Annotated in this window: 16 protein-coding genes; 11 read left to right on the top strand and 5 right to left on the bottom strand. The window is 33.5% G+C overall.

The window, feature by feature from the left end:
* The 3 genes from CLV90_RS17410 to CLV90_RS17400 all read left to right on the top strand — a co-directional run bounded on the left by CLV90_RS17410 (position 1) and on the right by CLV90_RS17400 (position 4,054).
* Positions 1-1,854, top strand: coding sequence for a PAS domain-containing sensor histidine kinase (locus CLV90_RS17410; protein WP_133688792.1), 1,854 nt, complete (start codon positions 1-3; stop codon positions 1,852-1,854).
* The gene (locus CLV90_RS17405; RefSeq protein ID WP_133688791.1) at positions 1,841-2,245 is read left to right on the top strand and encodes a response regulator; all 405 of its coding nucleotides are present in this window, start codon (positions 1,841-1,843) and stop codon (positions 2,243-2,245) included. The genes CLV90_RS17410 and CLV90_RS17405 overlap by 14 nt, the downstream gene beginning before the upstream one ends.
* 66 nt (positions 2,246-2,311) lie before the next feature.
* Positions 2,312-4,054 carry a M14 family metallopeptidase gene (locus tag CLV90_RS17400; RefSeq protein ID WP_133688790.1) on the top strand — a complete coding sequence of 581 codons (1,743 nt, stop codon included), beginning with the start codon at positions 2,312-2,314 and terminating at the stop codon, positions 4,052-4,054.
* Between the two features lie 2 nt (positions 4,055-4,056).
* Here the strand turns inward: CLV90_RS17400 and CLV90_RS17395 are convergent, their stop codons facing one another.
* Positions 4,057-4,647: an NUDIX hydrolase gene (locus tag CLV90_RS17395; RefSeq protein WP_133688789.1), complete on the bottom strand. Its 591-nt coding sequence runs from the start codon at positions 4,645-4,647 to the stop codon at positions 4,057-4,059.
* Positions 4,648-4,654: 7 nt separating this feature from the next.
* On the opposite strand from CLV90_RS17395, the gene pyrE reads away from it, so the two are divergent.
* Together pyrE and CLV90_RS17385 are read left to right on the top strand one after the other, a co-directional pair.
* Positions 4,655-5,299 (top strand): orotate phosphoribosyltransferase, encoded by a 645-nt coding sequence (gene pyrE / locus CLV90_RS17390; RefSeq protein WP_133688788.1) that lies wholly within the window; start codon positions 4,655-4,657, stop codon positions 5,297-5,299.
* Between the two features lie 2 nt (positions 5,300-5,301).
* Positions 5,302-5,694: an SRPBCC family protein gene (locus CLV90_RS17385; RefSeq protein WP_133688787.1), complete on the top strand. Its 393-nt coding sequence runs from the start codon at positions 5,302-5,304 to the stop codon at positions 5,692-5,694.
* Here the strand turns inward: CLV90_RS17385 and CLV90_RS17380 are convergent.
* Positions 5,691-6,422 carry a biotin--[acetyl-CoA-carboxylase] ligase gene (locus tag CLV90_RS17380; RefSeq protein WP_133688786.1) on the bottom strand — a complete coding sequence of 244 codons (732 nt, stop codon included), beginning with the start codon at positions 6,420-6,422 and terminating at the stop codon, positions 5,691-5,693. The two genes, CLV90_RS17385 and CLV90_RS17380, sit on opposite strands and share 4 nt — an antisense overlap.
* 93 nt (positions 6,423-6,515) lie before the next feature.
* Here CLV90_RS17380 and rsfS point away from each other — a divergent pair, with 93 nt between their 5' ends.
* The 6 genes from rsfS to CLV90_RS17350 are packed head-to-tail and all read left to right on the top strand — an operon-like array spanning position 6,516 to position 11,271.
* The gene (gene rsfS, locus CLV90_RS17375; RefSeq protein WP_133688785.1) at positions 6,516-6,890 is read left to right on the top strand and encodes a ribosome silencing factor; all 375 of its coding nucleotides are present in this window, start codon (positions 6,516-6,518) and stop codon (positions 6,888-6,890) included.
* Positions 6,891-6,901: 11 nt separating this feature from the next.
* Entirely contained in the window at positions 6,902-8,908 is a 2,007-nt protein-coding gene (gene ftsH / locus CLV90_RS17370; protein WP_133688784.1) for an ATP-dependent zinc metalloprotease FtsH, read from the top strand.
* A 41-nt stretch (positions 8,909-8,949) separates the two neighbouring features.
* Positions 8,950-9,561: an LUD domain-containing protein gene (locus CLV90_RS17365; protein ID WP_133688783.1), complete on the top strand. Its 612-nt coding sequence runs from the start codon at positions 8,950-8,952 to the stop codon at positions 9,559-9,561.
* Between the two features lies 1 nt (position 9,562).
* Positions 9,563-10,366 carry a phosphatidate cytidylyltransferase gene (locus CLV90_RS17360; protein WP_133688782.1) on the top strand — a complete coding sequence of 268 codons (804 nt, stop codon included), beginning with the start codon at positions 9,563-9,565 and terminating at the stop codon, positions 10,364-10,366.
* Positions 10,356-11,039: a phosphatidylserine decarboxylase family protein gene (locus CLV90_RS17355; protein ID WP_133688781.1), complete on the top strand. Its 684-nt coding sequence runs from the start codon at positions 10,356-10,358 to the stop codon at positions 11,037-11,039. The genes CLV90_RS17360 and CLV90_RS17355 overlap by 11 nt, the downstream gene beginning before the upstream one ends.
* Positions 11,014-11,271 (top strand): acyl-CoA-binding protein, encoded by a 258-nt coding sequence (locus tag CLV90_RS17350; protein WP_133688780.1) that lies wholly within the window; start codon positions 11,014-11,016, stop codon positions 11,269-11,271. Before CLV90_RS17355 ends, CLV90_RS17350 begins: the two co-directional genes overlap by 26 nt.
* A 148-nt stretch (positions 11,272-11,419) precedes the next feature.
* Here CLV90_RS17350 and CLV90_RS17345 read toward each other — a convergent pair whose 3' ends face one another.
* From CLV90_RS17345 to CLV90_RS17335, 3 genes are all read right to left on the bottom strand, one after another.
* Entirely contained in the window at positions 11,420-12,184 is a 765-nt protein-coding gene (locus CLV90_RS17345; RefSeq protein ID WP_133688779.1) for a creatininase family protein, read from the bottom strand.
* Positions 12,185-12,275: 91 nt separating this feature from the next.
* Positions 12,276-12,443 carry a lmo0937 family membrane protein gene (locus tag CLV90_RS17340; protein ID WP_133674558.1) on the bottom strand — a complete coding sequence of 56 codons (168 nt, stop codon included), beginning with the start codon at positions 12,441-12,443 and terminating at the stop codon, positions 12,276-12,278.
* Between the two features lie 139 nt (positions 12,444-12,582).
* Entirely contained in the window at positions 12,583-13,467 is an 885-nt protein-coding gene (locus CLV90_RS17335; protein ID WP_133688778.1) for a dienelactone hydrolase family protein, read from the bottom strand.
* Positions 13,468-13,488: the final 21 nt, after the last annotated feature.

Raw genomic sequence — 13,488 nt, 5'->3', positions numbered from 1 at the left:
ATGATAAAAGTTCCCCAGGTATCCAATACCTCGTACCTAATTAGACAATTGCCAACACCAACGGCTTTCGTAGACACTAATTATAATATTGTTCAGACATCTGACAAGTGGACGAGTATTTTTAATGAAAATGATGAGTGTAATAACTCTAAAAGCTTATTTGCGGTTTTTCCGAATTTAAGTAAAAAATGGAAAATGGTATTAGAGAATTGCTTTAATGGGAATCCTCAACCTATGGGTATTCATAAAACCCTAGACACCAATAATAATGAACTTTGGTTCGAATGGATAAATGCACCTTGGTATGACACTAATGAGAATATTATAGGGGCAATTATTCAATTAAATAACATTACAGATGCAGTTAATAATGAACTAGAGCTAAACAAAAAGGATTTATTACTACAACAACAAGCAGAAATTACAAAAATTGGTAGGTGGGAATATAATATGGAAGACAACCAGTTGTTCTGGTGTTCTACCACTAAATCAATTCATGAAGTATCTCCCGATTTTGTACCTAGTATTGAAACTGCACTTTTCTATTATAAAGAAGGACATAGCAGAAATGCTGTATCTATGGCACTTTTTGAAGCACAGGAAAATGGTAAATCTTGGAGTAATTTAAAACTTCAAATAATAACCGCTAAGGGAAAAGAAAAGTGGGTTATGGCTGGAGGTAAAGCCATATATAACAAAGGTAAAATGGTAGGTCTAATAGGTACTTTTCAAGATATAAACGAACAGGTACAAGCTGACATTAAAACAATTGACAACGAAAAACTATTAAGAACATTAATCGATAATTTACCGGTTAATGTGTACATAAAAGATACCGAATCTAGAAAAATTTTAATAAATAGAGCTGAATGTGAATATTTAGGGGTTAACGACCCAAGAGAAATTTTAGGCAAAACTGATTTTGAACTTTACCCATATGAAGCTGCAGAAAAGTCTAGAGAGGAAGATTTAAAAGTAATGAACACTCTTAGACCTGTAATTGGGAAAGAAACTGTTAAAACCACAATAGATGGCAAGCAAACTTCTTTTCTGAGCTCTAAAATACCTCTATTAAATAGTAAAGGTATAGCATATGGTCTTGTAGGTATTAGTTTAGATATTTCTAATTTAAAAGAAAAAGAAAAAGAGCTTCGAAACATTATAAATATTGCATCGGTACAGAATAAAAAACTTTTAAACTTTGCACATATTGTTTCGCATAATTTACGCTCTCACTCGGCTAATTTTTCAATGCTTTTAAGCTTTTTAGACACCGAAAGAGATGAGGAAGAAAAGAAGAATATTATTTCGATGCTTACAACAGCTTCTAACAATTTACTAGAAACTTTAGATAATTTAAATGAAGTAGTATCTATAAATACCAATACCAATATTGAGATCAAAGAAATTAATTTGAATGATAAAGTAGAAGATATCTGTAAAAATTTATCGTCTTTTATTTTAAATAATAAGGCTACAATTGAAAACAATATTCCCGTAGATTTTCATATTAAATCGGTACCATCTTATTTAGATAGTATTTTATCAAACTTTTTAACAAATGCAGTAAAATACAGACATTCAGAAAGAAAATCATTGGTAAAATTAAGTGCAGAAAAAAAAGACAACTATTCCATTTTAACCATTTCAGATAATGGTTTAGGTATAGATTTAGATAAATATGGAAAAAAACTATTTGGCATGTACAACACATTTCATGACCACAAAGATGCTCGAGGTATCGGCTTATACCTTACAAAAAATCAAATTGACGCCATGAACGGTAAAGTTGAGGTAACTAGCAAAATTGGAAAAGGAACAGAATTTAAAATTTTCTTTAATGAAAAAAATTAGTGACATTACTATAATCGATGACGATGCTATTACCGTATTCGGTTTACGTAAATTAATATCTTCTAGTGTTGAATATAATTCAATAAAATCTTATGCCAATGGTAAAATTGCTATAGATGCTTTAACTGATTTTTTTAATAATGGAATTCAAATACCGCAGATTATTTTTTTAGATATTAATATGCCTATAATGGACGGTTGGGAATTTTTAGAGGCTTTTATTGAATTACCGATTGCCGAAAAAATTAGAATTAACATTGTAACTTCTTCTATTGACCCAAGAGATAAAAAACAGTGGGAACATTATAAAAGTAAAAGTCATCACATGATAACTTTCAATCAAAAACCTATTGATAGAACTAAAATAACAGAAATAACAGAAATGGCCTAAGCAACAAAGTAATTGCTATTTTTACAATCAATTTATGGTACTAATCACCTCTTTAATTGTTTGTACATGAAAAACCTATCGCTCTTCTTCTTAGCTCTTTTAATTATTTCGTGCGAGAGTAAAGTTGAAAATACAAAAACTGATTTTCCCACTCCTTTCGAAATTTCGAACAAAACAGAAACTGCGACCTATGACCAGGTCATCGATTTTTATCTGAAACTGTCTCAAGAGTTCTCTACTATAAACATACAGACCATTGGTACTACTGATAGCGGTAAACCACTACATGTGGTCAGCTATAGTGCTAAAGGTGATTTTGATTTTAAAAAATTAGGAGAGAACAATACCATGATGTTAATCAATAATGGTATTCACCCTGGTGAAAGTGATGGTATTGACGCCGCTATGCTTCTTTTTAGAGATTTGGCGAGCAACGAAATCGAGACACCGAAAGAGACCATAATTGCTACGATACCCATTTACAACGTTGGCGGGGCATTAAATAGAAATAGTACTTCTAGAGCCAACCAAAATGGACCGCTGGAATATGGATTTAGAGGTAATGCCAAAAATTATGATCTCAATAGAGATTTCATCAAATCAGACACAAAAAACGCTGAAACTTTCGCAAAAATATTTCACCTCATCAACCCCGATGTATTTATAGACAACCATGTAAGTAATGGCGCCGATTACCAATATACCTTAACACACTTATTTACGCAACATAATAAGCTTGGCGGAAAACTGGGTGATTATGTGCATAATAGTCTAATGCCACAATTACAAGATTCACTTTTAAATTCTGGATGGGATATTACCCCTTACGTAAATGTCTTTAATAGTCCGCCAGAAAAAGGATTTCAACAATTTATGGATAGTCCAAGGTATTCGACCGGCTATACAACATTGTGGAATACTGTTGGTATGATGGTAGAAACACATATGCTTAAACCATATGATAAGCGTGTTGAAGGCACTTATGAACTCATGCGTAAAATGATTTCCATAACCGAAAAAGACGGTCCAAATATTAGGGCTATGCGCGACCAAACATTGACTTCAATGTACCCAAATAGGTATTACCCAACTGCCTATAAAATTGATCCTACCAAAGCTTCTAATTATATATTTAAAGGATATAAGGCCGATACGATTATAAGTGAAGTAACAGGACTTAAAAGACTAAAATACGACCGAAACACACCTATTGAAACTGAGGTAACCTATAACGATTTTTATGTGCCGTCAGATTCTGTAAAAATCCCCAAAGCGTATGTTATTGGTAAGCAATGGAGAAATATAATCGATCAACTAGATTTAAACAGTATCCACTACACCACGTTACAAAAAGATTCTACCATAAACATTGAGTCTTATAAAATAAATGAATACGAAACTTATAAAGCACCTTACGAAGGGCATTACCCACATTATAACACCACGGTAAAAGCAGAGCTAACCGCAAAAGAATTTCATGTAGGCGATATCATGATACCAATAGACCAACCTGGCTTTAGATATCTTATAGAAACTTTAGAACCCGCTGCAGTAGATTCATTTTTTAACTGGAATTTCTTTGATACCATTCTTCAACAAAAAGAAGGGTTCTCCCCTTATGTTTTTGAAGATACAGCTCTAGATATGCTCGAGAATGACACAATTCTAAAACTGGAATTTGAAGAACAAAAAAGAACAAACCCTGACTTTAGCGAAAACTGGTATCAGCAGTTAGACTGGATTTTTAAGCGAAGTAAACTTTACGAAGAAGCTCATTTACAATATCCAGTGTTCAGAATTGTAGAGTAGCCCTAATCTTCTTGAAATAGAATTTTAATATTTACGTATGAGTTTTCTAAGGCTTTTTTAATTTTTGCGGGTCCTTTCCATTTAACCTTAAAAATACCTTCCTTTTTTTCTGGTTTTAGCTTTCCATCATAATCAGTGCTCATTGCATACCAATGTACCTGCTTAAGCTTGTTGATGCCGTTGTGCCTAAAAACATGGTATGTAGTTTGTAGAAAATGATCTATAGACAAACCTTTAACCCCCGTTTCTTCCTCCACTTCACGAATGGCGCATTCTTCAATTGACTCCCCTTTATCTAACTTGCCTTTTGGTAAATCCCATTTATCGTTTCTATAGATAAATAGCACTTCGCCTTTATTATTTGATACCACGCCGCCACCTGCTATAACTAAAGGCATTTCTTTGGTAAACTTCTTTAAAATTTCATCGTGGCTTGGGTGATAAATGAACGCTTCTTTTAACTTCCCTTTCTTTAACGAACTTATTGCCAGTTGTATAGATTCTTGATTTAACAAAAAATACTCCCCGTTTGTTGTATCAGAGAGTTTATTTGTCAAAATCAAAGGCAATTCATTAACAAAAACTTTATACATTTGCGTCATGGTTTTAGACAAAAACACTGCAAAAAAAACAGCAGAGCTTCTCTTGCAAATTAATGCAATAAAATTGAAACCGGAAAATCCTTTTACATGGGCTTCTGGTTGGAAATCGCCAATTTACTGCGATAATAGAATTTTACTTTCCTACCCCATCATTAGAAACTATATTCGAGATGAAATGGCAAAGCAAGTAGAACAACTTTATGGCAAGCCAGATTGCATCGTTGGTGTGGCTACCGGCGCAATAGGAATAGGAGCTTTAGTAGCCGATAAGCTTAATTTACCTTTCGTATATGTAAGGCCTGAGCCTAAATCTCATGGGCGTCAAAATCAGATAGAAGGTCATTTAGAAGCACATCAAACGGTTGTTGTTATCGAAGATTTGATAAGTACTGGCAAAAGCAGTTTAAACGCTGTAGATGCTTTAAGAGCGGTAGATGCGAAAGTAAAAGGTATGTTAGCCGTTTTTACTTACGGTTTTGAAACTGCAGCAAACAACTTTAAAGAAAAAAATACAGAACTGCACACGTTAAGTAGTTATGAGTTTTTAATTGAACAAGCTTCTGATACCGGATACGTTAAAGACGAACAATTAGTAACATTAATGGAATGGAGGAAAGATCCTTCAACATGGACAAATAAATAATTATGTTTATAGAAACACCAAAGTCACAAGTATCAAAAAGTACAGAAGATACTTTCAACTTTTTAAACGAACTCTCTAACTTTAGACAGTTAATGCCCGAAAACATTGACAAATTTGAAGTACTAAATGAGAATAGATTTCTTTTTGCCTTGAAAGGAATGCCAGAAATTGTTTTAGAAAAAAAAGAACAAACACCGCATAGTCAAATTATTCTAGGTGCCGCAAGCGAAAAGTTACCATTTACCTTAACAGCAGATATTTTAGAAATTGATAGCGATACTAGTGAAGTTGTTTTAAGTTTTACAGGTGAATTCAATGCTATGATGGCTATGATGATTAAAAAGCCTATCACCAATTTTATAAATACGCTATCTACAAACTTGGGTAAAGTTTAATAATTAAGTTGTATTTCTTTCAATCCAAACTCTTTGATAACACCATTTGCTAATTTAACCATCAACAATCCGTTGATGGTTACACCCTTAATCACACCTGAAATTATAGTTTTATCAGGTAGTGTAAATATGCATTTTTCTTCTTTTTTAAATAAAATAGCGTGATATTGCTCAAATAGCTCTTTTTCTAAGGTAGAAATTGGTCGATTTAGTTGTTGATGTAATTTTTCTATAAGAGCGTAAAAGACAGAATCCAAATTAAATTCTTTACCGACAACTTTTTTTAAGGAAGATGCATGCGGAGCATTTTTAAAGCTAGTTTGGTTAATATTGAGTCCAAAACCAATAATACTTCTTTTAATTTGTGAACCAGAAATAATATTTTCAATTAATATACCTCCAATTTTATGATTGCCTGACAGAATGTCGTTAGGCCATTTTATAGACAAATCAGGTATTTCTAACTCATTCAATGCCTCTATTATTACTAAAGAAACCTTCATACTAACCAAAAACAACTTACTTATAGGCAGGTCTATATCTTTTTTCAATAAACTGATTGCTAGATTCTTATAAGGTTCTGACTCCCATTTAGCATTCATTTGCCCTCTACCAGATGTTTGATTTTGAGTGGTAATTATAGTAAAATCTACTACTTCTTTTTGATGTATTAAATCTTTCAAATAAGAATTAGTAGACTCCGTGGCATCAAGTTTGATTATTTGCATTTAGTGTTCTAATTGTGAATCTTTAATGTATTGTTAAAAACTAGTCCTAAAAGAACAAAAAAATAATAACTTTGTAAAAATTAAAATTTTTGAATGCAGGAAAGTAAAACTAGCCAAGACGAGTTAATTGCATTAATAATTCAGGGAATTGACGAAGTAAAAGGTCATAACATAAACCTACTAGACTTAAGAGAAATTGAAAATACCGTTTGCGATTATTTCATAGTTTGTAATGGTACATCTAATACGCATGTAAATGCGATTGTAGGTTCAATCCAAAAAACAGTAAGTAAAGCTATTCAAGACAAACCTTGGCACGTAGAGGGCGAGGACAATGCCGAATGGGTACTAATGGACTATGTAAATGTTGTAGTTCATATATTTCAAAAGCAAGTTCGAGAATACTACGACATTGAAAGTTTGTGGGGAGATGCAAAATTCACAACAATAGAAAGTAGCTTAAATTAATAAAAAATAAAATGGCAAAAGAAAATAAGACAAATCCGAATAAACCAAAATTTAGTTCTTGGTGGATTTACGGATTAGTAGCGGTATTACTTATCGGATTTCAATTATTCAATAGTGATGATTTGGCTAGCACAAACAAAACGACTACTTCAGAATTACAGCAATACCTTAGAAATGGTGATGTTAAAAAGATTTTGATTATCACAAACACCAATCAAGCCAAGGTTTTTCTTAAAGATGAAGCCATTGCTAAAGATGTGCATAAAGATGTAAACGAAAAATCATTTCTTCCATCTTCGGGTAATTTACCACAATACACTTTAGATTATGGTGATCTTCAAATATTTCAAAATGAAATTACCAACATCAAGAAAGAAAATAATCTAGATACCGTTGTTGAATTTGGAAAGGAGTCTACAGCCATTTTAGATTTCTTACTTTCTTTATTACCATTTGTATTGATCATTGGTATATGGATATATTTAATGCGTAGAATGTCTGGCGGCGGCGGCGGCGGTGCAGGAGGTCAAATCTTCAACATCGGTAAGTCTAAGGCTAAATTATTCGATGAAAAAACCGACACAAGAACATCATTTAAAGATGTAGCAGGTTTAGAAGGTGCAAAAGAAGAAGTTGAAGAGATTGTAGATTTCTTAAGAAACCCAGATAAATATACCTCATTAGGTGGTAAAATACCTAAAGGAGCATTATTAGTAGGTCCTCCTGGTACAGGTAAAACACTTTTAGCAAAAGCCGTTGCCGGTGAAGCTAAAGTGCCATTCTTTTCTCTTTCAGGTTCAGATTTTGTTGAAATGTTCGTAGGTGTTGGTGCTTCTAGAGTACGTGACCTATTTAAACAAGCTAAAGACAAATCGCCAGCTATCATCTTCATAGATGAAATTGATGCTATCGGTAGAGCAAGAGGTAAAAATAATTTCACAGGTTCTAACGATGAACGTGAAAATACATTGAACCAGTTATTAACTGAAATGGATGGTTTTGGCACTAATACCAATGTTATCGTTTTGGCTGCAACCAACCGTGCAGATGTACTTGATAAGGCTTTAATGCGTGCAGGTAGGTTTGATAGACAAATTTATGTTGATTTACCAGACATTCGTGAGCGTAAAGAAATTTTTGAAGTACACCTTAGACCAATTAAAACGTCTGAAGCTTTAGACCTAGAGTTTTTAGCAAGACAAACACCTGGTTTCTCTGGTGCAGATATTGCTAATGTTTGTAACGAGGCCGCCTTAATTGCTGCCAGAAAAGAAAAGAAAGCTGTCTCTAAACAAGATTTCTTAGATGCTGTTGATAGAATAGTTGGTGGTCTTGAAAAGAAAAATAAGATAGTTACACCTGGTGAGAAAGAAACTATAGCTTATCACGAAGCTGGTCATGCAACTACAAGCTGGATGCTAGAGCACGCTGCGCCTTTAGTTAAAGTTACTATCGTACCAAGAGGACAGTCATTAGGTGCTGCATGGTATTTACCAGAAGAGCGTTTAATTGTAAGACCAGAACAAATGTTGGACGAAATGTGTGCAACAATGGGTGGTAGAGCTGCCGAGAAAGTGATATTCAATAAAATATCTACAGGTGCTCTAAGTGATTTAGAAAAAGTTACTAAACAAGCTAGAGCAATGGTAACTATTTACGGTCTTAACGATGAAATAGGAAATATTACCTATTATGATTCCTCTGGGCAGGATTCTTATGGTTTTTCAAAACCTTACAGTGAAGATACCGCTAAAAAAATAGATGCTGAAATTTCTAAAATCATAGAGGAGCAATACCAAAGAGCAATTAAAGTGCTTACTGACAATAAGGACAAATTAACGACTTTGGCCGAAAGATTATTAGAGAAAGAGGTTATCTTTAAGGAAGATTTAGAAAAAATATTTGGAGTAAGAAATTTTGAAAAAGATATTTTAGCTCTAGAAAATAAAAAAAATCTTGAAAAGTTAAAAGAATCAGATTCTAAAACAGAAGATGAGGAAATTACAGAGAATAAATAAAATTGCAGTACTTTAGATTAGCAATTATTTCAACAACGTAAATGGGGTTTTTAGATATTTTATTTGGTGGTGGCAAAAAGAAGGTTTCGAAAGAAACTGCGGAGACGCGAGGCGATCATATGCCAGATTTAAATATTCCTGTTGATGAAAAGTTTACCATTCATTTTAAACAGAATGGCGGTAAGTTTATTTATTGCGATTCTGATATAGAAGTATCAAGGGCGATACAGAATATTGTCACTGAAAATAATTGGGAGAGTGAGCCTTTCTTTGTCCTCAATGAAAGGCTAGCCCAAAAATTTTCAAAAGAACCTATTACTTTTACTGATAAATCTCGTGAGAGTGAAGTGTTTTTTACAACTTGCGAACATTTAATAGCGCAAAATGGCAGTATTCTTGTCTGCTCAAATCAACTACACGAGAAAAAAGTAAATGAACTACCAAGTAATGTAGTAGTTTTTGCTACTACTAGCCAACTGGTAGAATCTATCGGAGAAGGTTTAAAGACCATCAAAAAAAGATACGGCCAAAAAATTCCGGCCAATATAACAACCTTAAAACACTTTAAAGCTACCGCTGAAAACTCAGATGATTTTCTAACCTATGGTAGTAGTACTAAAAATCTTTATCTTTTACTTCTGGAAGATTTATAGTATGAAAGAAATTTTAAGAAGATCGCTTACTGGGGCTGTCTACATTATCTTATTATTGTCAGCAGTCTTTTTAAGCTCTGATGCATTCGATTTTTTATTTATGACCTTTGGTCTAGCCTGTCTTTATGAATATAAGAAGCTAGTTCGCTTAAAAGGTTACCATATTTTTGCTGCCTATTTAGCACTGTGGTGGGCATTTATTTATTTGGTAAAAGATCAGCAAATTATCAATATTTTAATGCTGATTACTATTTTAGTCGATATTTATCTTCTTTATAATCTTTTCAGTAAAAAGCCATTACAGTTCAATACACCCCTAAAATTATTAGTGGGGTTGTTCTATATTGGCGGCGGATGTATTTTTTTAACCATGATACCTTATAAAAATGATGCTTTTGCAAAATTATTGATTATGGGTATTTTTATTCTCATTTGGGTGAATGATTCATTTGCCTACTTGGTAGGTAAAAGTATAGGTAGAACTAAATTATTTCCTTCAGTTTCTCCAAAAAAAACTGTTGAAGGTACTTTAGGAGGTTTTATATTTGCATTAGCCGCGGCATACCTAATGGCTACTTTTGAATCACTAATTAGTCCAATTCAATGGATGATACTTGCTACTGTTATTGTAGTAGCAGGTAGTTTAGGAGATTTAATTGAATCTAAATTCAAAAGAACTGCAGGTGTTAAAGATAGTGGTGCTATCTTGCCGGGTCATGGCGGTATGCTAGACAGATTGGACAGCTTGGTATTTGCAGCACCGTTTGCTTATTTAACTTTAAATATATTCAGTTATGTTTCATAGGGAGGGACAAAAAATAATATTATTTTCTTTTTTAATTATTGGCGCCAGTATTCTATTGGCTCATTTCTTTATAGATATCGCCTGGTTACGAATGGTAATTCAATTATTTGGATTGATTATCTTAATTACTATTTTACAATTCTTTAGAAACCCTAAGAGACTGGCTAAAAAAGATTTCAATGAAATTTTAGCCCCTGTAGACGGTAAGGTGGTGGTCATTGAGGAAGTTTTTGAAAAAGAGTTCTTTAAGGATAAAAGAAAACAAGTATCTATTTTTATGTCTCCGGTAAACGTGCATGTTACCAGATACCCTGCAAGTGGTAGTATAACCTTTTCTAAATATCACCCAGGTAAATATCTAGTTGCTTGGCACCCAAAATCAAGTGAAGAAAACGAAAGGACCACAGTTGTTATTAAAACGCCTAAATTCGGTGAAATTTTATACCGACAGATAGCTGGCGCTTTGGCTAGGCGAATCGTTAATTACGCAGAAAAAGGGGAAAGTGTACAACAGGGTGATGATGCAGGTTTTATTAAATTTGGTTCTAGAGTAGACTTGTTCTTACCTTTAGATTGCCAAATTAATGTAAAACTGAACCAAAAGGTAATAGGTGCGGAAACATGCATAGCTACTTTTGTTGACCCAAATGAAAAAGACGAACCTACATATTGAATTTGAGGCTACCGTTGATTTGGTAAATAATTTTACCGAACCTTTACCTGCCGATATTCTATTAAAACTATACGCTTACTATAAAATAGCAAACTCCAATTTTGACAACCCTGGCAGTAAAACTCCTTTAATTAATGCATTTAAGGCCAATGCTTTGTTTCAAGCTAAGAACATGAGTAAAAAGAAAGCAATGCAAGCCTATATTGAATTGGCGACCAAAGAACTGAAATAAATACTTCTTTGCAAAACAGTTTTATTCCTCGTTTATAAAATATTATTTAAATATTCGATTTAGAAATAAGCATTCTAATAAGACTATTTTAGGCAATTTTGCCGATTTATATATTCTCTGTCTGTCTATATTAGGAACACATAACTATTTAGTGATATAAATCTTCTAAGTCAGCGTCGCAAAGTGAACAAAATAGCCCATCTAATTTCTCGCAAGCGTCATTAAAAAAACGCTCTCCTTTTTCTGCTGTAGCAAACTGCGGATTACCAATACCTGTATCGCTACTTACTTTAGACCATTGTCTTTCTGCCCAAGCCCAACCTTCATTAAACGCTTCTATTCTAAATGACTTGGCTCTACCTCTACCCCATTTCTCTTTTGGCTGAACTAAATCAGGTCTTAAATAAAGCATCAAACTTGTTTCCATTTCATCGGCATGGTCACCTTCTTCTTGAAAATATTTAGACTTATCCAACATTGGCGGAAAAAAGCAAAAGCTTATAAACATATCAGAAAACAGTAGACCAAGTTCTCTAACTATAGGCTTAAAATTATTACCGCCATGACCATTAAATAGCAATAATTTTTTAATCCCTTGCCTATTTAACACTGTTATCAAATCTTTGAGAATAGCTAATTGGGTAGACGAATTTAGATTCATATCTAAATAGATATCACTCTGACCAGTATTTACACCGTAAGGTATGGTTGGTAAAACAATTACCTTTTTACCTTTCTCCCATGAGATACCCGCTGCCGACTCAACCATACTTTGCGCTTGATAATTATCTGTACCGTATGGCAAATGATAATTATGAGCCTCTGTAGCACCCCAAGGCAAAACTGCCAATTCTATTTGTTCATCTTTTAAGTGTTCCCAATTTGTTTCGGCAAGTACATAAGGTCTGATCATAATATTAAAGATACTATTTAAGCATAAAAAAACCCTTGAAATTAATCAAGGGTTCCTATATTTTTTGATAAAATGATTTCTATAAGTTGCCTTATAATACCTTTTTACCCGATATGATATTGTAAAGAATAACGACTACCGCTATTACTAATAAAATATGAACTAAACTACCGGTTGCAAGACCAGGTACAATACCTAACATTCCCAATAACCATATAATTATACAAATAACTGCTACTAACCATAATAGACTTCTCATAATGTGTGTTTTTTTAGATTGTTTATACTACAAAACTAAAGGGATTGGTTCTGTAAGCTTAACTCAAATCAATTGATTACTAGCTCAAAATCAGAAACCTTACACAAAAACGTATTTAAAAGTGTTTAAAATCAGAACTTTACACTAATTTTTCTTTAAAAAATTCAATAGTACGTGACCACGCCAGTTCTGCCGCAGGCTCATCATATCTTGGTGTAGACGTGTTATGAAAACCATGGTTTACATTGTCATAGAAATAAGCAACATTCTCTTTACCTAATTCATTCAGTGCCTTTTCGTAAGCTGGCCATCCAGCATTTACACGTTCATCTAAACCTGCATACTGCAACATCAAAGATGCATTTATATTTTCTATGCCTTCTGTTGGCTGACCACCATAAAAAGGTACAGCAGCTGCCAAATCTGGTACTTTTACTGCCATCATGTTAGAAATCCATCCACCGAAACAAAAACCTACAACTCCTATTTTACCATTGCAGCTTTCATGATTTTTTAAATATTCAAATGCGGCTATAAAATCTTCTAACATTTCATCTCTATCTCGCGTTTTCTGCATTGCACGACCTTCATCGTCATTACCCGGGTAACCACCAAGCGGACTCAATGCATCTGGAGCAATGGTTACAAAACCTGCCAAAGCTGCTCTTCTCGCTGTATCTTCTACATACGGATTCAAGCCTCTATTTTCATGAACCACCACAATACCCGGCAATTTACCTTCTACCGATTTTGGTTTTGATAGCAATGCCTTTATTTTGCCGCCACCTTTTGCTGAACTATAAGTAATAAAATCTGAATCTAAATCTGGATTGTTCTTATCGACCAAAAAAGTATTCTCGTAATCAGGCATTAAAAAACTCATTAGCGATGGCACTGTAAGACCGCCAACTGCATACATAGAAAGTTTCTGTACAAAGTCTCGGCGTTCTAATTTATTATGAGCATAGGCGTCATAAAGGTCAAATACCTCTTGCTTAATATCTTCTTTTTTTAGTGGTTTCATTTTCTAGCTTTTTTTGTTCTA

Origin of the sequence: Maribacter spongiicola (genome assembly GCF_004364165.1) — a bacterium.
Classification (GTDB): domain Bacteria; phylum Bacteroidota; class Bacteroidia; order Flavobacteriales; family Flavobacteriaceae; genus Maribacter; species Maribacter spongiicola.
This window is presented reverse-complemented; position numbering and strand designations above follow the sequence as displayed.